A 21,326-nucleotide genomic window follows, 5' to 3' on the forward strand; every position below is an offset into this window, starting at 1 on the left:
CAGATCAATAAGAAAAGCTGGGACTAAGTGGCGCCTCGGTTTTATGGAAGAACAGCCTTACCGGAGTATGGCCCTTTTGCTCCGACAGAAAATGAATTGAATTTATTTGGAGATATTCGCGGCAAGAAGGTATTGGATATTGGTTGTGGAAGCGGACATTCCCTGAAATACATGGAAGAATGTCAGGCATCCGAATTATGGGGAGTCGATCTATCAAGAACACAAATTGAGGCAGCAACAGGACTTCTTAAAGATACAATGGCAAAATTGTTTGAATCTCCAATGGAGGGAAACCCAGGGATACCTGAAACTTATTTTGACATCGTATACTCGATCTATGCCCTTGGGTGGACAACGGACCTTGAGAGTACCTTGAAAAATATCCATACATACCTAAAAGCTGGAGGGACTTTTATCTTTAGCTGGGAACATCCGTTATTCAGCAGAGTACGAAGTGATGACCAAGGTTTGAAATTCGATAAATCCTATCACGAAGAGGGTCCATACGATCACCAGGCGTGGGATCATCCCGCGATTATGCAGCAATATAAGATGAGTACATACATCAACTCACTTGTAAAACATGGTTTACAAATTGTCCAGATGATTGAAGATGTTCGGATATCAGAAGAACTGAAAGCCAGGGATGAAAATAGATGGTATAACTGGGACAAGGTACAAAAAGTGCCAACGACCATCATTTTTAAATGCAAAAAGGTTTAAAGACACAAAAAGGACTTCTGGCTGAAGTCCTTTTATCTTTTAAGCTTTTAAAATCTGAGAAACAAAACCACTGGACAGAGTAATGATAAAAGCGAATAGGCCAAATAGCAAGGTATTATTCCAATCAGTCATTGCATTTGATCCAGTAAGTATGGTTGCTGAAAGAGCAGCAGTAAGCATGGCCTGCAGGACGGTAAGTTTCTTCATAATTTCCCCTCGCTTTAGTGTGAATGATTTTTCTTTAGTTGCATAAGAATTGCCAAGTCTACCTGGTCAATGTGTATGTCTTCAATTAAATCCCAAAGTAGTATTTTAGTGGTTTCATTGTTCTCATGGAAAGGTTCCAAGAAATTTACTCTCGAGTAGTAGATAGGATTGTATTTAAAAGTACCGCTTAGCAAATTTTTTACTTTTAATAATCCCATAAAGTGAAGGTTTAATGAAATTTTGCCTGTCTCTTCATAAAGTTCCCTTTTCGCACATTCTAATGGAGTTTCTCCCTTTTCTCTCTTTCCAGCTGGAAGTTCCCACTGCTTACGCAAACTGTTATAGCAAAGGAGGTATTTTCCATCCATTTCCAGAAGGGCGAAAGAACCCGCAAGCGGTGAATATTGTTTTATATCCTGCTCGGAGATTTTTAATAGCTCCATGAATTCAAAACCGTTATTTTGAGTCGTAACCATCCAACAATCTTCCCTGTTCATCGCGGATTCTGGCACCATAATGGACATGCCAGTGCATATGCTTATTGCTTTGATAGTTTCCAATGTTTGTTGAGATTGTACAGGCACCGTGTTCTTTTTCTAACTTTGCTGCAACTTCCCTAATGACACGAAATACATCCTCCAGAATTCCCTTCTCTTCCTTCGTCACTGTTAGAAAAGAAGAAATATGCTTCTTCGGTATGAACTTGATAATACGGGCGAGTATGATAGAACGCCAGACTATGTTCTGTTTCAGATATCATTTCAACCTTAGTCCGTCCAGTTAGAACTTCGTAACAGTAGAAATCTTCGTGTTTCAAGTGAATCCTCACCTTTGGTCATTTTATAAAGCTGTCTTTACCCTGTTTACAATATAGTGATTAACATAATGCTGATAGCTTTTTGTCAGTTCTTCTGGCAATTGATTAAGGTTAAAGAATTGGAGATCAATGGATTCATTTTCGTCCATTTCAATTTCCCCATTGTATTCTTGTGTTGAATAAACGACAGTAACAGAATAAAGTTCGTCGCCATTTGCTACTTTTAAAAAATACTCAGATCCGGAAAATACCCCTTCTAACTGTAATTCACCGATATCAAGGCCGGTTTCTTCTTTTACTTCCCTTCTGGCGGTCTCCTCGAGGCTTTCGCCTAGTTCCATTATTCCCCCTGGCAGACCCCAGCCGCCATCTGTCCGGTGCTGAAGCAAGACTTCTCCATCTTTGTTAAAAATCAGCACTACAGACCCAGGTAGTATAAGCGGCCTGTTGCCGACGATTTTTCTTAAATCACTTACCCATCCCACAATACCACTCCTTTCATTTTTTCCTGAATAAAGCGGCCATTAATGCGGATGTCCCAAATACCCCTTGATCAGGAGTCTTTTCAATCATTTTCCGGATTTCCATAGCTTCCAGGCCATTAAAGGTTTCTCTGAGTTTTTTTTCTGTAAAACCGAGTCCACCTCTCATGCTTCTCTCTCTGTAAACATCCCAATCAGACATTGATGCACCGCCGAGCTCTCCACCTTCAACAAAACAGGTTAAAGCAAAATGTCCGCCAGGCTTCAATGCTCTAAAAACCAACTCTATGTAATTCATCCTTCTGTGTGGAGGAATATGGTGGAAACACCCGGAATCATACACCAGGTCATAAGCATTCTCCTCCAGACTCAAGTCAAAAATATTACTTTCAATAAAATTCACCTGGACATTTTGTTTGTTCGCTCTGTCCTTTCCCCATCTCAGCCCTTCCGCAGATTGGTCAACAGCGTCTACTGTGAAGCCTATTTTGGATAAGTAAATGGCATTTCTCCCGGGACCACAGCCAAATTCCAGCACTCTTCCCGGCTTAAGCTTCTCGCTTTCAAAATAGCTAACCAAATTCTCATCGGGCAAATTTCGGAAAAATGGAACCTTGCGTCCTCTGTCGGAGTAAAAGTCATTCCAGTTAAATTGGCGCTCCTCTTCCAACAAATGATCCAGCATATTCAATAGATCCTCATAGCTGTAAATCGTCTCTTTCACTATATACCTCCTCAGCCTCTGACTGGTGAAATTAAATGCATGTGACCGCTTTTGTCCCCTGGCGTAATCAATACAGGCCTCATTGAACCTGAAAAATGAATGCTGACTTCCTGATCTGTTATGGTCCTGAGCGCTTCCATCAAAAACTGACTGTTTAGCGAAATAGAGATATCTGTATCGCCCTCTAGCCTGATCACTTGTTGGGTTTCTTCAATTTTCCCTAAATCAGTTGATTTGGAAGAAATCTTCAGTTTACTTTCATCAATCAGCTCTACCTTAACATTGTAATTGCTTGCATCCCTCGAAAATAAACTGGCACGCTCGATTTCTTTTAACAAAAGAGTTGTACTTAAAGTCAAAACTGTTTTCGTATCATTCGGGACCAGAGTGTCAAGATTAGGGTAATTACCTTCAATCAAACGAGTGTAAAAGGAGCATAGTGGGGATTTGAAAATTAAAAAGTTTTCTGCTAGACCAATCTCCATCATCTCATGTGAATCGCTGAATAACCTTTGTAATTCCTTGATAGAAGACAGAGGTACTATTGATGAACCTTCAATGCCGGTTTCTATTTGAACCTCCTTCATCGCGAGCCTGTGTGAATTCGTAGCGGCACACGTGATTTTTTTATCCTTAATGGAGAACAGCATTCCGGTCAATACTGGCCTTATATCGTTTGTTGATGCGGCAAAAGCAGTCTTTTTAACCATGTCGATGAGTGATCCTGCAGGTACTTGTAATTTTTTTCGAAATATTCAGAACCGGCATAACAGGGTACTCTTCATGTTTAAATAGGCTTAATGCAATGGAGATTTCTTCGGACTGAATGGAAAGCTTTTCATGAGTGTGCAGCCTCCCAATTGTGATTTCCTCTGGCAATTTTTTTATTAGCTCCAAAAAGTACTTTCCAGGTATGACCACGCTGCCCGAATGTATGATTTTCAGCTTCCCATCCGGATAAACCGGAATGCATTTTTCGAGGATAAAATCATGATTACTGACCACCAAATGCAATCCTTCCGGAGATGCAGTAATTTTAATGCCAGATAGAATATCCGGATTAGCATTCATGGGAAGTGATCTGCTCATTTCTATAAGTGCTGGTACAATAGTCTTTTTATCAACGGTAAATTTCATATGTAATCCTTTCCGTATGAAGTTTCAATATTACAAATTCGACAAGAAGATGGGAAATCCTTGTAAATAAACGCAAAAGCGACCTTCTTTTTGAGAAGATCGCTTTAAGTTATTTTTTTACAATCACTTGAATGACATGGCCAACTCCTGTATGCAGTTCTCCTTCTACCCGTTCCTGTTCTCCATAAAAGAAATGAAGCACCTCATACTCTTTAACCCACTGTAACAGGTCAGCAGGATCATATAGCATATCAGTTGTTTTCGGGCCACCTGTTCCATACTTCAACTGAGCTTCGGAATATACCTCCATCATGATTATGCCACCTGGTTTGACAGCTCCAAAAAGTTTATCGAACACTGCTTTTTGAACACCTTTCGAAAAATGGCCGAAGACCATGATCGCTGCATCAAATGTTTCGATTGGTACCGGATCCTTGATCAAATCCTTCTGCTTTGTGTTCACATGTACTCCGAACCTTTCTGCCAGGGCTTCTGTTTTCTTCAGACCATTTAAAGCATAATCATAAGCTGTAACTTGGTGTCCCTTTTTTGCAAGATATACTGCATTCCTGCCTTCACCTTCCGCAAAAGCAACAATAGTCTTTGCATTTTCTAAACGATCGGCTTTTTCTTTGATAAAAGAGTTGGGCTCTTCTCCATAAACATATTTTGACGACCCAAAACGTTCATGCCACGGGTTCTCCATACAATCACTCCTTCCTCATCATTATACCCAATACCCTTTTTTTAGTATGATTAAAAAAGGTCAGGCTAACCTATGTCTTAGTGGGTATCAATATACAAAGGAGGTAGATTGTAATGAAAGAATTAACATCCATGGAGGAAGTCAAAAGCTTGATTAGCGATAATGAACTTAGCTTCATCTATGTGCTGGCAGACAGCTGAAGCGTATGCCATGGCTTACTTCCTCAGGTAGAGGAAGTACTAAAGGATTTTCCCAACATTGAAGCTGGGCTGGTGAATGCCGGCAAAGTAGAAGAAATCGCCGGCTTCTTGATGGCCTTCACCGTACCAGTCCTTGTCCTCTATGCAGATGGCAGGGAATATTTGAGGGAGGCAAGAATTGTCCAGGTCGAGAAATTCAGAGAAGATGTCGCCAAAATTCACGAAGGTTTTTTTGGTGAATAAAGTTGCTAAGGGGACCGGCATAGGCCCGTCTCCTGTTATTTTAAACAACCACTGGCGAGTTCGGACAAATTTTCAGCGTTTTGCTCTTTAACTTGTCCAACCGGTTTTTTTCTTACAGCTATTGTTGGCCCTGCCCTTGTCCAAAAAAGGGATTACTTAGGACAATTTTTTAAGGTACCTCTTCAAACCTGTCCGGACTTGGATCGGATTGAACAATATTCACTAACCAAATTATCGTAAAATCCAGGCATTTTTGATGGGCTTTTACTAGCTATTTTAAGGCTGTTTTTCTGAGGTTTTTCCGCTCCTATTTCTTTTCTATCCTAAAAGCACCAAATTTTACTAAGCTGCCACAATCCAATGTTTCCCCTCTTTAACGAATAATACTGTTGCTATACAGGCAAAATAAACCCGATGTCCAAGTTCCTTACATAAGGAGAAACTATGAATATTAATTCGATAAGGAGTGCGATCATGGGAATTTTAAGTGGAAATCCGAAAGATGAACCTTTACATTATGGCGAGGTTTATGGCATGTGGAGTCATTTGCTTGTTAATCATGGCTTGATTGCTGGATACCAGACTTTTATTAATCACATCGGGGATGAGGATCTTAAAAAGCTTGTCCAGGATGCGATTGAGGCGATGAAGGAAGAGAATCAGCAGCTGGAAGAATTGTTGAAAACCAACGGAATTGGGTTGCCGCCTTCTCCACCGGAGCGTCCGGTAGCACATTTGGAAGATATTCCTCCAGGAGCAAGATTTAGTGATCCGGAAATCTCTGCTGCCATTTCAAAGGATGTTGCGGAAGATCTGGTTGCTGCGAGCACGATGATTGGGCAGTGCATCAGAGAGGACATTGCAGCAATGTACGGGCAGTTCCATATGGCTAAAGCACAATTTGGCGCTAAAATGCTGAAATTGAATAAATCCAAGGGCTGGCTCATCCCTCCTCCGCTTCAAGTCAAATCTCCGGAAAATTAAACCAATCAATCTAATTTTTTTAAAAAAACAGCAGATCCAGTGGATCTGCTGTTTTTACTTTCTCCAAACCCGCTTGTTCTCAATCCTTCTGGTGTAACCAAGAGCATCAAGTCGTTCCAGGAATGGAATCATGTATTTTCTTGATAGTTCAACGGCTTCCTTAGCTTCGGAGACTTCGAATTCTTCCCCCGTTTGGTCTCTCAGTTTTTGGACGGCCTCTCTAAAATGCTCGCCATACCATGCATATTGATCATCAAGCAGGACGATTTCACCCTGATCTTCGAGGAAACGCTTAAGTTCATATGCAATAGAGTCTGGTATGCCGGCATTTTTGATGTAATCATTAAAATAATCAACCTTGAGACCAGCGTTCTTTAACTCATTAAGCATGTTTTCCGTCCGTTTTTCCCAATTCTTCGGGATATGCGGCGCAAAAGCGGCTAAGGATATAAACTGTTCTTTCCTCGTGAAGACTCCTTTTGTAATTCCATTTTCGATAATGAATTCGAGTAGGGATCTAGGAAATGACTTTTGCAGTGACTGCAGCAGCTCTGCTTTGTTCATTCCGGTTCTCATCGGATTATCTTGATGGTAGTCATACAGTCTGTCGCGAATATCTTCCTCAATTACTTCCGCCAGTGACAAAAGGGTATATTCCTTACTGGAAATCTTGATGAATTGTTCATCCTCAAGATTGGTCTGGAGCGTGTCCAGGTCAAGCGCCGTCCTTTTAATCAAGTCTTCGATGGAGAGACTTTTTGCTTCATAAAGTGCAGCATTAATCCTTTCGACCGGTGTCCCTGCCTTCTTTTTCTCAAGTTCTTCGATTGTCTGCTGGCCAAAACGGTACTTGTTGCCGCGAGGATCGATGACCCAGCCGCCGCCAATCGTTTCCTGCGGACTTGGACGGCGCACAATGAACCGGTCGCCGCGCTTGGTGACGATTTTCTCCTCAAGCCGCAGCTGGCAAAGTATCTCGCCGTTGTCCTCTTTTAACTCATTACGGTCAAAGAAGACAATCCTTCCCATCACTTCTGCTGTACCTATATGGCACTTTATCGGTGTCCGTTGCTTCACCAGGTGTTCAAGATCCTCGACTACCCGGATGGCGACGTCTATTGTATTGGTAATGATAAAATGGTCAGATGAAACCAGGACTTCTCCTCGTTCAAGATCATCCTTCGAGACACCAGAAAGATTGATTGCCGCTCGCTGTCCAGCAAAAGCCTGTTTGGCTGGCTGGTGGTGTACCTGGAGCTGTCTCGCTCTCACTTCAAGACCCGATGGCATGACCTTCAATTGCTGGCCTTCCTCCACCGTTCCTTCATATACAGTTCCTCTGACAACCGTTCCCTGACCTTTAACTGTAAAAACCTGGTCAATCGGAAGCCTGAATGCACCTTTGGCGTCACGCATTTCCTGCTCTTTTAACGTTTGGATAATTAAATCTTTCAGTTCGTGAATTCCTTTCTTGGAAAGGCTGTCGACCATCATAAAAGGAGAATTCTCAAAAACTGTTCCTTGCAGCTCTCCCAGTATATCGTCTTTCACTAGCTCAATGAATTCCTCTTCAACACGGTCGATTTTCGTAATCGCAATTATACCTGAACAAATCCCAAGGAACCCGAGGATATCAAGGTGTTCACGTGTCTGAGGCATAACCCCTTCGTCGGCCGCAACAACCAGGACGACGAGATCGATTCCTGCCACACCAGCAATCATCTGTCGAATGAAACGCTCATGTCCAGGTACATCGACAACGGAAATCTGTAATTCATCATCCTCATATAAGGGCGCAAATCCCAATTCAATGGAAATTTGCCGTTCTTTTTCTTCTTTCAGCCGGTCGGTATCAACGTTCGTCAACGCTTTTGTCAGCGAAGTTTTTCCGTGGTCAATATGGCCGGCCATTCCGATGGTAAAATATCTCTTGCTCAAATGCTGACACCTTCTTTGTTATGTATAAAATAACTCTACCTATAAACCGTAAATAGTTCAAGCGACTAAATTTAGAACAATTTCATCCAATCCTAATTTAGAGCGTGGCACCAATTGCGCCGCTGAATTCTCCATTTTGGATAAACTCCGGCTCCAAATCAGACATTTTACAATAATAGTCAAGACTGTCCTGCAATGGTTTATTGCCGGATAGCGTACTCCCGATGAAGGCAACCTTCTTTGCGCGGTGAATTGCAGCATTCTGGACAGTGAACAATGTAATGGTTTCTGCAATCATGTTAAATAGTGAAGTAATTTGGTCCTCAGGAGAACCGGATTGTTCCCCGCTCGCTTTGGCAAAGTTGCTGGCAGTCAAATCACCTGGAATGGGGGGCTCATGGGATTCATAAATATCCTTGACCAGCATATCGACATTGCCTCGATCACCTGCGGCTGACAGATCAACCAATTTTGAAAATTCATCTGTGCCTGAAAGGATGTGCCCCAAACCTAACAAGGTTCCTCCGCCAATCCCGCTGCCGAAAACTCGCTCATAACGCTCTCCGTCCATAGTAAACCAAGAGGTACCTGTTCCAATGTTGACGAGCAAAAACTTTTCTTCCAGGGATCTCTGTTCTTTGGCCAAAAGGTATTTGACACCTTCACATACAGCCTTAAATTCTTCAACAATTGCAGCATCCGGAAAAAAGGCGCTTTTTAAATTCCCTGCCCTGCCGCCAGTAAGGCAGATGGTTTTGTCTGAATGAAGCATTCTGATCCATTTTAAGGCAGGATCCATTTCATCAAGAGGGTACTTCCGGAAATGTATTCTACCGTTTTCTTCATAGGCAATTTTCATCAATGAACCGCCAGCATCGATTCCGATCTTGTTATTCATGAGTACCTCCTCTTTGAAAAAACAGCCATTTTTTCCATTGTACTTGTCCGCAAATCATGATTGCAAAGAAAATGCGGCAGTTGATAATCAACTGCCGCAGCATCTAGAAATTTGGTAAATTGTCCAGGTTGTTCTCTTTGATTCCGTCTGGCTCGCTCCTGAGGATATCCCGGCCGTATTTGTGGAACACATCAACATGGGCCAGCTTACCCGCCTTTGCTTCAGAGAGGGCCGTAACGTAATCAAGCTCCCTCCCGCTCTCGGTTTTAAAAGCGATTAAATCGTCATCATCATTTTTTCGCACAGCAACAATCTGCTCTTTTCCTGGCTCGTTCATATTTGCTTCCATCTCTGCTTGCCCTCTGCTTTGTTCTTTATAATCGTTGTAAATTTGGTTGAAGTCTTTGTTTTCCATTTTAACACCTCCCGAACATATGTTTAGTTTGGTCAGAAGGTAAAGAATTATTCAAAAAAGGGTGACGCTCCGTCACCTTAGTCTCTTTTTAAAACGGCTGCCATGCCAGTGTTCTTGCTTTGTTGAATCGTTGCTCGACTTCCTTCCAGTTGACTACACTCCACCAGTTTTCAACATATTTTGCCCGTTCGTTTTTGTATTGCAGGTAGTAAGCATGCTCCCATACATCCAACACGAGCAATGGAACAACATCCCACTGACTAAGGTTTTGGTGTTTTTCTGCCTGGAGGATTTCCAATCTGTGGGATCTTGGCGACCAAACAAGAATCGCCCATCCTACTGCTTCAACATTTTTAGCCGCTTCGGTAAAATGCTTCTTGAACCTTTCAAAGCTGCCGAATGACTCATTGATTGCCCTGCTTAGCTGTCCCTTCGGAGTTCCTCCTCCATTAGGACTCATGATGGTCCAGAAAATCGTGTGAAGATAATGACCGGCTCCATGGAAAGCAGCTTCTCTTTCCCAATGTTTAATCAGGCTGAACTCTCCCGTTTCCCTTGCTTTGTGCATTTCTTTTTCAGCCTTGTTCAGCCCATCCACATAGCTTTGGTGATGCTTAGAGTGATGAAGTCTCATAATTTCAGCCGCAATGGCCGGCTCCAAAGCATTATATGCATATGGCAATGGCGGCAATTTATGGCCGCCAATCGGAACCGGCTGGAGTCTCACTCCCTGTTGCCGATCGTTTCCTTCTTGCTGTTCATTCAAATAGCCATTTAGCTCATCGTTAAGACTTCTTGCTTGTGTATAGAGCTCTTCCTGGTCCCCTGAAACCTCCGCATCCCGTTTTAGAGTCAGTAGTCGTTCCTGCCATTGATTCCAACCAGCGTCATTATCCGCTTCCCGAAGCTGAGACCGTACAGAAGTCCACTTCATTTCCATATCATTGCACCATTGTTGTAATGAATATCTGAACCAGTAGCCGTTCATCCTATCACCCTCCCCGAATTGCCATCCATAAACAAAATATGAGGAGAGCTGTGTGGACATTACCTTTCTTTTTGAACTTTCACTCAAGTTTTCCCAAGAATTTTTATATACCACGAAATAATAACGTTTTTGGCCGGAAAAAGTTTATAATAAGTATTGTGAATATTTTGAAGGGAGATTTATCATGGCATATCCTAATACCGATGAAACAGTAAACCTGTTAAAGGAACTGGTCTCAATTCCTAGTCCCTCTGGCAATACAAATGAAGTGATTACATATGTGGAAAACCTTTTAAAAGAATTGCAGGTTGAAACGAAAAGAAATCGCAAAGGCGGATTGATTGCCACTCTGCCAGGTAAGGACCAGCAGAACCACAGAATGCTGACTGCGCATGTCGATACTCTGGGCGCGATTGTAAAAGAAATCAAGCCGAGCGGCCGATTGAAATTGGATTTGATTGGCGGATTCAAGTACAACTCTATTGAAGGTGAATATTGTGAAATTGAAACCTCGAGCGGAAAGAAGCTTACGGGGACGATTTTGATGCACCAAACATCCGTCCATGTATACAAGGATGCAGGCAAAGCGGAACGAAACCAGGATAATATGGAAGTGCGGCTGGATGAAAAAGTACATAACGCTGATGATGTCAGAGCCCTTGGAATCGAAGTAGGAGATTTCGTTTCATTCGACCCGCGCGTCCAGATAACTCCGTCTGGATTCATCAAGTCTCGTCACCTGGACGACAAAGCAAGTGTCGCCATCCTGCTTCAGCTGATCAAACAGCTCAAAGCCGAGAACATTGAATTGCCTTATACAACACATTTCCTGATCTCCAATAACGAGGAAATTGGTTATGGCGGAAACTCAAACATCACTCCTGAAACAGTAGAATACCTTGCTGTCGATATGGGTGCTATGGGTGACGGCCAGTCGACCGATGAATATACTGTTTCCATCTGTGTGAAAGACGCAAGCGGACCATATCATTATGAATTAAGAAAGCGGCTCACGCAGCTGGCAATCGACAATGAAATAGGCTACAAGCTCGACATTTACCCTTTCTATGGTTCGGATGCTTCAGCTGCGATTCGTTCAGGTCACGACATTATCCACGGCCTGATTGGACCAGGAATTGATTCATCACACGCTTTCGAAAGAACACATAAAGATTCAATTGAAAATACTGCAAAGCTTCTTTATCATTACGTCCAATCAGACATGATCATTTAAAGAGCACAAGAGGCTGACTTTCAGGTTAAACAAATTCAACCTGGGAGTCAGCCTCTTTTATTTTTTTCTAGCTATTGGGTTTAAATGGATGGATTCAAAGTAGATAGAGAAGGCTTTCTTGACCTATTTATCTTAATTTTTATTCATGTTGTTGAGGAAAAACATGAATGTCCATTATGAGGATCAACGGGTTCGTATTATATCTTGTTTTTGTTTTGCATTTGAATGTGAATCTAGAAACCTGAGTTGATTGTAGTGGAATGCGCGAAGACTCCTCCGAAAATGCTCACGCATTTCTATCGTGCGTGGGTCCATTCGGGGAAGCTATTCAGGTCCTGCGGGATCAGTTGGCCAGGTGAGACCCCGCAAGAGCGAAGCAATGAGGAGGCTCAGCACCAACGCCGCGGAAAGCGAAGCACATGAAGCGGAAATCAACGGATCAATTTTAGAAACTAACCTAAAAATAGAGGGTGCCCAAGAGTTTATTCCTTTTGAGACACCCTCTTAGATATTAATTGCCACTTTCCAGTTTGATGGCCCTCGTCGCAATAAAACATCTGATATACTGGTCTAATGGTCTTCTTCCGCCAAAATCATCCTCATACAATCCGGCAATCAAAAATCCGGCATCGACTTGGCCCTGGATTTGGTCTTCTAAAGTATGTCCGAATTCAATCGTTTGATTTGATTCCATGTATGCCTCAATTTCCTCAGCAGTAAGGCCATCCAGTGTCGAATAAGGGATCCTGTGTTTGACAACAAGATTTCCTTTCTGGTCTTCTTCATCATCGAAAATAAACAAAAGCGGATTTGTGAATCCTGAAATAAGTATTCCTCTATCTTTCAATACACGCGCGGCTTCTTTCCATACTGCGGAGAGATCTTCAACGAACACATTAGAAACTGGGTGGATAACCAGATCAAATTCTTCGTCCTGAAAAGCAGAGAGATCGGTCATGTCGCATTGCAATGTTTTCAATTCCAAGCCATCTCTTCTGGCTACCATTTCATCCTGCTCCAGCTGCTTCTTTGAAATATCAACGACCGTAACATCCGCGCCGGCAGCTGCCAGTATTGGTCCTTGCTGTCCACCCCCTGAGGCAAGGCACAGTACTTTCACCCCATTTAATGACTGAGGAAACCAGCTTCTCGGCACTTGTTTTTCTGTTGTTACTGTTATCTTCCATTCTCCTGCTCTTGCTTTCTTAATATCCCCGGCTGAAACGGCCTTCGTATAGACAGCTTCTTCTTCCACCTTCTTGTCCCATGCAAGACTATTATGTTTTACAGTATCCATTTCTATCATCCTAACTCTATTATTCTTTCAGCACTATGATTTAATATTTCTTCATAGAGCTCATGCCATTCATGGTAATATTCTTCTGCCTGATTCTGGTCGATAAAGATGCGTTCTGCGGATTCATATTCAGCACGAAACTCATGGATCACATCGATTTCCATACGGTAAAATACCTGGTAACCCACCTTTGGGTATTTGCCATTTTCATTCCAGTGGATGTTTTCACTATGATCAACAGTAATAGAACCTAGTAAAGTACAACTCCCTGAGACATATGCTTCCTCCATTGTCTCCCTTTTGAAGCATTCTTCTGGTGTTTCACCTGGATCGATATGGCCGCCAGTCATGTCCCAGCCTCGTTCTGTTAACTTTACAAGCAATATTTGATCATTGTGGAAGCAGAAGCCATGAACGCTTGTAATCAACTCTAATGGCGGCAGCTGGTCACCTTTTACCCATGTCAACTTCACTTTTGCTTCTCCCCAATTGACGTAAATCGTCGTCACTGTATCCCCCCAACTATCCCATTCACATGTAACTCTACCAATTATAACCAGATTCTTAATAATCTGACAACGAAAAAAAGAGAAATGTGTATTATCCAACCGGAATATTGCAAGCAGCAAAAAAAGCATCGGAATGCCGATGCTTTACAAAAGTGTAAGTATGGACTCTTTAGCCTTTCTGCCTGATTCTTTCAATGACGGTTCCGACTTCATCAGGCTTCACAAATTCTACCGGGGAGAAGCCTTTTTCAAATATGATCGAATCCGCTTCAATCATGAGAACATATTTACCATTTATCTTCGCAAGATGGATACTGTCTCCGTAATCTGCAAGCAAACCTTTAACCGAGATATGATCAAGCTTCATTTTAAGCTCCAGTTCAGGGGTATGCTCTATTAGCTGGGCTGCAGCCTCGATAACTTGTTCGGGTTCAAAACGTTCCTGAAGCTCTCGCTTTTCACTTGCTGCCCAGATTTCCATTGCATTTTCAAGCTGTTCCCGTTCTTCACTTTCGGGTTCGAACGTTTCTTCCATATGGCCGCGGACCATTTCGATAACCTGTGTTTTAACGATTTCAGGCATAGATTGTCCGTACTCGACAAATTTTAGGAAATCTTCGAAATAACGGGCGTGGGAGGCCTGGTTGATTTTAAGCTCATTATCCTGGATCATTCCCTCTTCGGGCATGTAAGGATAATGAATCGATTTCATGCTTTTCGTGGTGATGGCCATTTCCACCTGGCGGATCAATGTGGACTCATCTGAAATTGACGCTACTTTTTGCTCAAAATCGCATTTAAGGATGAACACAAAGGCATCATCGAAATACTTGCGCAGTTTTGCGCGGGCAACAATGAATGCCCCGCCCCGAACGGCGCTTGTGTCAACATAGGCAATCGCAAATTTTTCGCTTTCCTGCTGGAAAACTTCCTTGGATTCCGCAAATCTTACACGGTGAAAAAGATTATAGTTTGGATTGGAGGTCAAATCATGGCCCTCCTCGACAATGAAGTAGCCAATCTTTGTTGGTACTTCTTCATTTTTCGGGTGGCGCTCTACCTTCCTCTTAACGATTTTAGTAAATTCTCCGTCGAGGAAATCCTTTAAGGGACTGTTTTCATACTCTTCCTCATTAAGTGTCTGGAAATGTTTATACCTTTTGTCGGCATTCTCGCCTTTTCCTTCTACCTGTACTACATAAAATGATAGATATTCTACCTCAAAATCCATGATCAAACTCCCTGCTGTCTATATAATCGCTAAAATACAGCATCACGTTCGATGCTGTATTCCTGGCGTTAATTCATCAATACAAATTCTGTTTTACTGCCGCTTTGAGTAGAAATGACTTCCAGCCTGGCATCAATCCGTTCCTTCAGCTCAGGCACATGGGAAATGATGCCCACAAGGCGGCCGCTGCTCTGGATATCAATCAGCGCTTCAATCGCCTGGTCAAGTGACTCAGGATCGAGTGTTCCGAATCCTTCATCAATGAACATCGTTTCCAGCGAGACTCCGCCTGCATAGTTCTGAACGACGTCTGCCAGTCCCAGCGCAAGTGATAACGCTGCTTTAAAGCTTTCTCCGCCTGACAAAGTCTTGACGTGCCGCTCCTGTCCAGTATAAGCATCCTGGACCAGCAGCTCTAGACCACTTTGGACATTTCCTTTTGAGCGGTCCGTTTTCCTTAAGAGAAGGTAGCGGCCGCTTGTCATCTTGTTCAGCCTGATATTCGCCTCAGCAAGGATATCATCCAGGAATGCTGCAAGTACAAAGCGTTCAAATGTAATCCTGTACGTGTTCTGCCCCTTCGAGATTTCATACAGATGCCCGATGAGCTTGTATTTTTCTTCAAGCACCTTCATCTGTTCATTTAATGCTTCCACTTGCTCCAGGATCGTTTGGTTATCTCGTTTTTTTAGATTTAGATCCTGATAGGCTTCATCTGCTGTCTGGATCTTAACCTTCAACTGAGCAAATTCGGTTTGCAAAGCTTCCATGTCTGGCTTTTTGATGTCCTTCAGCATGGCTGAGAGCTCAGTATATCTGTCTGATACCGAGCGGACTTCTTCTCGGTAATTCCTGATTTGCACATCAAGCTGCTGGATTTCATGTTGAGGCAATTTCGCCTGCTGATAGAATTGGTACGATTCAAACCCCTGCGCATTCATGTTATTCTTGAAGGTTTCCCGTTCAGCAGCGAGTTTCTCATTCGTATCCTGCAATCGCTTTTCCGCTTCTTCTCCACGCGCCTTTACTGATCCCAGCTGTTCTTTGGCGTCCTGGAAGGTTTTCCGTGACTGCTCCAGCTCAAATTCAAACTGTTTCTGCAGGCGAATCGCAGTTTGCAGCTTCACATTGAATTCGTGAAGGGAGCGCAGTTCTGCAGGAATCTTTTTGGTCATTCCCTCCAAAGTTGTCTTCTTTTCTGTATATTGAATCACCAGCTGCTGATACCCTTCTTCCAGTTCTTTCAGCTTTTGTTGCAGTTTATCTTTTCCGTCTTCGAATCTCTTTAACTCTGCTTTTATTTTCTCAAGCCGCTGCAACTTAACAGTGATTTGACTTTGCTCCTTTTTCAGCTTATCAAGATCACTTTCGGTAATCTTGATTTCATCGAACAAAAAGTCGATCTGTAATGCTGGCCTCTGCTTTACAATGTCGGCTAACATTTCTTCTTTAGCTTCGGATAATGATTTCAATAATGTCTCAGCTTCAATAAAAGTCTTTTCAGCAAGGCTCTTTTCTTTCTCGAGCGCCAATACCTGCTCCCTACTCGCTTTAAGGTCTTTTTCATCAGGGATGAAGCCTTCCCCGGAAGAAGCCGGTGATGGGTGATGATCGGACCCGCAAACAGGACATGCTTCTCCATTCTTTAATGAAGCAGCCAGAACGGCAGCCTGAGACTGCAGCCATTTCTGTTCTAAATCAGCAACCAGTGCTTTGCCGTCTTCAAGCCTGGCTATTGCCTGCTCGTAGGCACTCTTTCGCTTTTCACAACCTGAGCTGGCATGTTCAAATTTTAAAAGATGTGCTTCCAGCCTTCTCAACTTGTCCAATTCACCATCCAGCTTCTCCAATTTCCTGTCATTTTCCAGGAACAGAATTTGGGCCTTTTCAGCCTCTTCTTTTTCAACTTTAAGTGCTAAAATGCGCTCATCTGCTGCTTTAACTGCTTTTTCATCATGCTCACGGAGGTTCTTTGTCTCTTCAATCGATTTCTTTAATTTTTCCACACTTTCAGCAACGCTGGCAAATATCTGTACATCTTCCTTCATGTGTTCCAGCTTACTGACATGTTCGGCAGCAGCAATGCGTTCTGGTTCGCGGTCAAGCTGGTTTTGATGTTCCAATTCGGCATCTTTAAGCTTTCCTGTTAATATCTCAATCTTTTGTGAGATTTCCTTGACCTGTTTTGCCAGTACATCGCTATCAGCCCTTAGGCTGTGACATAGCTGTTCTTGTGCATCGAGTATGGCAGCCTTCTTTGCCAGCTCAGCTTGCTTTTCTTTTTCGATATAAAGCCCTTTTTCGTGTTCAAGCTTTTCTTTTGTCTGCTTTAGTGATTCCAGAGACTGGATTTGTTTTAAAGTTGTCTCCGCCTCGAAAATGCGCTGCTGCATCTGGTCCCGTTCTTTTTGAAGCTGCTCACGTTCCGTGTTTAGCTGTTCCAGCTTCACTGCCATTGCCTCTATCTCGTTTTTTAAGAGGGGCAGGAGAATGACATCGTTCACACTTCCAGCTTCCACGTATTCTCTTAATTGAGGAATCTCCAGTGCTTTAATCCCCCGAAGGGCCGAGTTCCTTTTTTCTTCCTGATCCTCAACCGACTTTTTTAATAGATTCGCTTCTTCCTTAAGTTTTTCTTCCACACGCTTAAAAATTTCAGTATGGAAAAGCCTCTGCAAGATCACTTCCTTCTCCTTACTGTCTGATGTAAGAAGTTTTCGGAATTCACCCTGGGGAATCATCAGGATCTGCCTGAACTGATTGCTGTCAATGATCATGATTTCCTTGATCTTCTCATCAACTTCTCGCACATTGGATGCAAGCAGTTGTAGTTTTCCATCTTCATCGATTAAGTGCAGTTCCGCCTTGGCACCGACTGTTGTTGTACCATCGCCGCTCTTCTTCTTCCGTTCCTGTTGCGGTGACCGGGTGATTCGGTACGTTTTTTGGCGCAGGGAAAAATCCAGTGATACTTCAGTCAACAGGTCATCGTCAGCAAACTGGCTTCTCAGGTCCGGGCCATTTCGGTCTTCTCCGCTTGCTTTGCCGTATATCGCATAAGAGATGCCGTCAAATATAGTCGTCTTACCTGATCCAGTTTTACCTGAGATCACGAACATTGTCCTGTTTTCCAGCTGGCTGAAATCGATGGTTTCCGTTCCGGCATACGGGCCGAATGCCTGCATCGTCAGTTTCAGAGGCTTCATTTTTGTCCCTCCTCCTTAAGTACCTGATTGATTACACCAGCCATCAAATCCCTTTTGTCACCAGTGAACTCGCTGGTCGTCATTTCCTTGTAAAATTGTTCGAAAAGTTCCAGTTCCGTCTTTTTCTCTTCCCTGATGGATGTGAAGTTTTGTTTATGCTTTTGGTCCAAAGACTCGATTTTGCGTTCTAAATGCAAGACGTTCGGAAACACCTGGCGAAGCTTTCCCATCGGGTCTATCATCGCGCCATCGTCAAGCAGGGTCACTTTTAGATAATCATGGATATTTTCTTTTTCATAGAATGAAGGATCCAGTAGCTGTTCGAGATGCCCTTCCAGCTCCCTCATATCCTGTTTCGGCTTCAGGCTTCGATATCGCATATTGAACGTTCCATTTTCATTCATTTCGACGATGGAAACGGACTTTCGCTGCTTGGCCTCAGAAAAAGAATACTTTAATAAAGAACCAGAATACCTTATTCTGTCATGCCTTATTGCATCAGGGCTATGAAGATGGCCCAGTGCTGTGAACGCAAAAGGGTCAAACAGATCCTGTGTCACACAACCAGAACCTCCAACAGACAATGTACGCTCTGAATCACAAGAATCACCTCCAAGGACAAAAGCATGTCCTACGAAAACATTCGCCTCGTTCGGATTTAGATTTTCTTCAATCTTCCCGATGACGGCCTTCATGGCATCCTGGTGAGAATGAATGGAGGAATCGTCAAGCAAATGACGTACTACGCCAGGCTCAGCATAAGGAACAAGGTAGAAGTTCACGCCATTGATATGTACTGGCTGAAAGTTGTTCGACAGCTTTCCGGTAAGGTAAAAATGGTTATGCCGATACCAGGAGCTTCCGAAGGACAGACGTTCTGCACTGTCATGGTTGCCTGCGATCGCAACTACTGGTGTATTAAGGTCAACGTTGATTCTGAAAAGCACTTCATCGAGAAGCTCGACTGCATCCGTTGGCGGTACTGACCGATCATAGAGATCACCTGCAATCACAACTGCATCTGGCTGTTCCTCGGCTACCAGCTCGACAAATTGATTCAGCACCTCCCGCTGGTCCTCCGTCATGTACATCCCATGGACAAGCTTTCCTAGATGCCAGTCCCCCGTGTGGATAAACTTCATTCCAATCCCCCCTGTTTCTATATTTTCAATCTATATAAATGAAATCTGATATCATTTTTTACAATGCTACTATTATATCAGACTCAAAAAAGTATGTGGCATTCAAAATCAGGAAACCATTATCGGAACGCTTGTTCTAATTCTATCAAACCTGCACAATAATTACTACCTTATTTTTCCTTTTCAACCTTCTGACAGTGTTAAAAAGGTTAACGAACGGAGAACACTTAAATTTGACTTTTGGACTTCTGTCTTCAACAATATAGCTAATGAATAATAATAAAGCGGGGAAATTTTCATGGATCAAAAAACGGAAGCTTTGTATCAGTTTCTTGTCGATCACGCTGCCAATTTTACGGAAGACTGGCTCAAACGCCAAAAAATAAAGACAGGCTCTGATTATTCAGCAGATGCCCCATCCGATGTAATGAAAAAGGTGAAGGAACAGAATTCAAATTATGTCCGCCTTGTCGCGAAATCCCTTTTGCAGACTGAGGATGAGATGAAGGGGACAATTTCTGCCTGGACAAGTCAGACTGCCGCGGACCGAATCAAATCCAAAACGGAGCTTACGGAAGTAGCCTGGAATTCAGGTGTATTCCGCAGAGTTTATTGGGAGTACATCCAAAAATTCGTGAAGCAAACGGATTTGGCCATTACACTTGACGATGTTTTTACATGGGAGAAAAAACTGAACTATACACTAGACTACGTTTTTGAGACATTCATTATTGTTTTTATGGATATTCTGATGGGCCGCCTGGCTTCACAAGCTTCATTGATCAAGGAATTAAGCGCTCCAGTCATCACGTTGACAAAAGAAATCGGCCTGCTTCCTCTAATTGGTGAGATTGATACAACCAGAGCAAAAAACCTGATGGAATCTACTCTTACACAAAGCATAGAAGCCAGGATCAATACCCTGATTCTCGATTTGTCAGGTGTGGTAATGGTCGACACGATGGTGGCGCATCAAATCTTCAAATTGATGGATGCACTTAAGTTGCTCGGTGTGCAGACAATCGTAACCGGGATCAGGCCTGAAGTAGCACAAACATCAGTACAGCTGGGAATTGACTTTGCTAATATCAAGACAGAAGGCAATCTTCAAAGTGTGATTAAAAAAATGATCCAACGTTAAAAACCTGCTTTTCAGCAGGTTTTTTTCTAAAGCTATTTATACTGGATTATTGCCCCGATGATGATTCGCAAATCGCAGTGCAATTGCTTCAATAAGACTTTTATGATGAACATCCTCCTCCACAGCTGGAGCAGCTGCTTGATGAGCAGCTCCCAGAGCATGTGTGCCCTGCATCAGCATGGTTGGAATCCTTAACCCCTCCCGACCCACAGAAAACGGCACTGCATCCTGATGTTCCTTGCACGTTGCCTGCATAGGCGTATTCCTTGGCGTACACCCAATAGTCGTCAAAATAAAAATAAGAGTAAAACACCATCATCGCAGAAAGCCCGGATAAATCGCCATATCGTGCCGGTCTTTCAAACTTCCCTTTTTTATCGATATTGTAAATCTGCTGTGTGCTGTTCAGGTGAGTTCGCAGCTGGCTGACCAAATAGTCAATCAGCTCCTCGTTTTCTTCCGTCACTTTGAAGTATTTCTGTTTCAGCTGCTCATCATCCAAGGTTTCGACGTCTTTTAGGACATTGCGATTTATTGGGTAATGAAAGAAATCGCCCCAGGCTTGCCAGGAATATTCTGTGATCTCGAACAGCTGTGAGAAAACCCAATCAAAAAATGCCCGTTCCTGCGGAGCCGGCTCTGGCTCGAGGTTGGGAGTATGGTGCAGCATTTTTCCGAGATACTTTACGGAAAATGTTTCGTACTGCTTCGTGAACATCAGCATTTCATGCCAGATTTCATCGACCTTATTGCTGAACATCGGGGTATGATGCATGATGGAATTTAATAAGAAATAACGCTTGAGTTCAAATAAACGCCACTCAAATTCATCTTCGCTTATTTCAGGATGATCGCTTAAAAACCGGATTTTCACCTGGTTGATGTACTCATAAGAAAGTGAGGCTTCCAGTTTATTCAACAGTTCTTGGGCAGGTACATCCTGCAGCAGGCCGAGGTGATCAGGAATGTTCTCCTTTAACCAGACTTTCTTTTTGTTGCTGCTTTTTGAACCATATACGACAGCGAAAAGAATCCCAGCACCTACGGCAATGACGATAAAAACACCCATGTTTTTGCACCTCTCCTTCAGGTTTCATTGTTACT

At 43.0% G+C, this 21,326-nt stretch carries 23 protein-coding genes; 5 read left to right on the forward strand and 18 right to left on the reverse strand.

Translation table 11 applies throughout. The features are described 5' to 3' along the window. Positions 1–27 precede the first annotated feature (27 nt). Positions 28–723, forward strand: coding sequence for a class I SAM-dependent methyltransferase (locus tag EJA10_RS17205; protein ID WP_246017833.1), 696 nt, complete (start codon positions 28–30; stop codon positions 721–723). A gap of 39 nt (positions 724–762) precedes the next feature. Here the strand turns inward: EJA10_RS17205 and EJA10_RS23495 are convergent, their stop codons facing one another. The 8 genes from EJA10_RS23495 to EJA10_RS17240 form a co-directional block, all read right to left on the reverse strand. Beyond that, the gene (locus EJA10_RS23495) at positions 763–930 is read right to left on the reverse strand and encodes a hypothetical protein (RefSeq protein ID WP_170169174.1); all 168 of its coding nucleotides are present in this window, start codon (positions 928–930) and stop codon (positions 763–765) included. A 14-nt stretch (positions 931–944) separates the two neighbouring features. Continuing rightward, positions 945–1,406, reverse strand: a complete 462-nt coding sequence (locus tag EJA10_RS17210; protein WP_125481259.1) for an NUDIX domain-containing protein — start codon at positions 1,404–1,406, stop codon at positions 945–947. After that, complete coding sequence (locus EJA10_RS24020; protein WP_342773937.1) at positions 1,387–1,596, reverse strand: HIT family protein; 210 nt, start codon at positions 1,594–1,596, stop codon at positions 1,387–1,389. Before EJA10_RS24020 ends, EJA10_RS17210 begins: the two co-directional genes overlap by 20 nt. A 174-nt stretch (positions 1,597–1,770) precedes the next feature. Beyond that, complete coding sequence (locus tag EJA10_RS17220; protein ID WP_125481260.1) at positions 1,771–2,232, reverse strand: NUDIX hydrolase; 462 nt, start codon at positions 2,230–2,232, stop codon at positions 1,771–1,773. 13 nt (positions 2,233–2,245) lie between these two features. Beyond that, a complete protein-coding gene (locus EJA10_RS17225) occupies positions 2,246–2,953 on the reverse strand; it encodes a class I SAM-dependent methyltransferase (protein WP_125481261.1) in 708 nt (235 codons plus the stop codon). Positions 2,954–2,964: 11 nt separating this feature from the next. Beyond that, the gene (gene dnaN / locus EJA10_RS17230; protein ID WP_125481262.1) at positions 2,965–3,663 is read right to left on the reverse strand and encodes a DNA polymerase III subunit beta; all 699 of its coding nucleotides are present in this window, start codon (positions 3,661–3,663) and stop codon (positions 2,965–2,967) included. After that, the gene (locus EJA10_RS17235) at positions 3,656–4,090 is read right to left on the reverse strand and encodes a hypothetical protein (RefSeq protein ID WP_125481263.1); all 435 of its coding nucleotides are present in this window, start codon (positions 4,088–4,090) and stop codon (positions 3,656–3,658) included. The genes dnaN and EJA10_RS17235 overlap by 8 nt, the downstream gene beginning before the upstream one ends. A gap of 109 nt (positions 4,091–4,199) precedes the next feature. Next, on the reverse strand, positions 4,200–4,796 hold the full coding sequence (locus tag EJA10_RS17240) for a class I SAM-dependent methyltransferase (protein WP_125481264.1): 597 nt from the start codon (positions 4,794–4,796) through the stop codon (positions 4,200–4,202). Between the two features lie 272 nt (positions 4,797–5,068). Between EJA10_RS17240 and EJA10_RS17245 the strand changes: the two genes are divergently transcribed. After that, positions 5,069–5,239: a thioredoxin gene (locus EJA10_RS17245; RefSeq protein WP_246017834.1), complete on the forward strand. Its 171-nt coding sequence runs from the start codon at positions 5,069–5,071 to the stop codon at positions 5,237–5,239. 474 nt (positions 5,240–5,713) lie between these two features. Further along, positions 5,714–6,223 carry a DUF3231 family protein gene (locus EJA10_RS17250; protein ID WP_125481266.1) on the forward strand — a complete coding sequence of 170 codons (510 nt, stop codon included), beginning with the start codon at positions 5,714–5,716 and terminating at the stop codon, positions 6,221–6,223. Positions 6,224–6,277: 54 nt separating this feature from the next. Here the strand turns inward: EJA10_RS17250 and selB are convergent, their stop codons facing one another. The 4 genes from selB to EJA10_RS17270 all read right to left on the reverse strand — a co-directional run bounded on the left by selB (position 6,278) and on the right by EJA10_RS17270 (position 10,462). Beyond that, complete coding sequence (gene selB / locus EJA10_RS17255; protein WP_125481267.1) at positions 6,278–8,161, reverse strand: selenocysteine-specific translation elongation factor; 1,884 nt, start codon at positions 8,159–8,161, stop codon at positions 6,278–6,280. Positions 8,162–8,258: 97 nt separating this feature from the next. Next, positions 8,259–9,059 (reverse strand): type II pantothenate kinase, encoded by an 801-nt coding sequence (coaW, locus tag EJA10_RS17260; RefSeq protein ID WP_125481268.1) that lies wholly within the window; start codon positions 9,057–9,059, stop codon positions 8,259–8,261. Positions 9,060–9,162: 103 nt separating this feature from the next. After that, the gene (locus EJA10_RS17265; RefSeq protein ID WP_125481269.1) at positions 9,163–9,474 is read right to left on the reverse strand and encodes a DUF3892 domain-containing protein; all 312 of its coding nucleotides are present in this window, start codon (positions 9,472–9,474) and stop codon (positions 9,163–9,165) included. Between the two features lie 88 nt (positions 9,475–9,562). Then, positions 9,563–10,462, reverse strand: coding sequence for a superoxide dismutase (locus EJA10_RS17270; protein ID WP_125481270.1), 900 nt, complete (start codon positions 10,460–10,462; stop codon positions 9,563–9,565). Between the two features lie 184 nt (positions 10,463–10,646). On the opposite strand from EJA10_RS17270, the gene EJA10_RS17275 reads away from it, so the two are divergent. Further along, positions 10,647–11,696, forward strand: coding sequence for a M42 family metallopeptidase (locus tag EJA10_RS17275; protein ID WP_125481271.1), 1,050 nt, complete (start codon positions 10,647–10,649; stop codon positions 11,694–11,696). Positions 11,697–12,207: 511 nt separating this feature from the next. On the opposite strand, the gene EJA10_RS17280 is transcribed toward EJA10_RS17275, so the two are convergent. The 5 genes from EJA10_RS17280 to EJA10_RS17300 form a co-directional block, all read right to left on the reverse strand. Further along, positions 12,208–12,993 carry a class I SAM-dependent methyltransferase gene (locus tag EJA10_RS17280; protein ID WP_125481272.1) on the reverse strand — a complete coding sequence of 262 codons (786 nt, stop codon included), beginning with the start codon at positions 12,991–12,993 and terminating at the stop codon, positions 12,208–12,210. 5 nt (positions 12,994–12,998) lie between these two features. After that, entirely contained in the window at positions 12,999–13,502 is a 504-nt protein-coding gene (locus EJA10_RS17285; RefSeq protein ID WP_125481273.1) for an NUDIX hydrolase, read from the reverse strand. A 169-nt stretch (positions 13,503–13,671) separates the two neighbouring features. Next, on the reverse strand, positions 13,672–14,733 hold the full coding sequence (locus tag EJA10_RS17290) for a DUF3900 domain-containing protein (RefSeq protein WP_125481274.1): 1,062 nt from the start codon (positions 14,731–14,733) through the stop codon (positions 13,672–13,674). A 68-nt stretch (positions 14,734–14,801) separates the two neighbouring features. Further along, positions 14,802–17,939: an SbcC/MukB-like Walker B domain-containing protein gene (locus EJA10_RS17295; RefSeq protein ID WP_125481275.1), complete on the reverse strand. Its 3,138-nt coding sequence runs from the start codon at positions 17,937–17,939 to the stop codon at positions 14,802–14,804. Beyond that, positions 17,936–19,081 carry an exonuclease SbcCD subunit D gene (locus EJA10_RS17300; RefSeq protein ID WP_125481276.1) on the reverse strand — a complete coding sequence of 382 codons (1,146 nt, stop codon included), beginning with the start codon at positions 19,079–19,081 and terminating at the stop codon, positions 17,936–17,938. Before EJA10_RS17300 ends, EJA10_RS17295 begins: the two co-directional genes overlap by 4 nt. A 298-nt stretch (positions 19,082–19,379) precedes the next feature. Here EJA10_RS17300 and EJA10_RS17305 point away from each other — a divergent pair, with 298 nt between their 5' ends. After that, positions 19,380–20,222: an STAS domain-containing protein gene (locus tag EJA10_RS17305; RefSeq protein ID WP_125481277.1), complete on the forward strand. Its 843-nt coding sequence runs from the start codon at positions 19,380–19,382 to the stop codon at positions 20,220–20,222. Between the two features lie 100 nt (positions 20,223–20,322). Here the strand turns inward: EJA10_RS17305 and EJA10_RS17310 are convergent, their stop codons facing one another. Continuing rightward, positions 20,323–21,291 (reverse strand): glycine-rich domain-containing protein, encoded by a 969-nt coding sequence (locus EJA10_RS17310; protein WP_125481278.1) that lies wholly within the window; start codon positions 21,289–21,291, stop codon positions 20,323–20,325. Between the last annotated feature and the right edge of the window lie 35 nt (positions 21,292–21,326).

Source organism: Mesobacillus subterraneus (assembly GCF_003937825.1).
GTDB classification, from domain to species: Bacteria; Bacillota; Bacilli; order Bacillales; family Cytobacillaceae; genus Mesobacillus; species Mesobacillus subterraneus.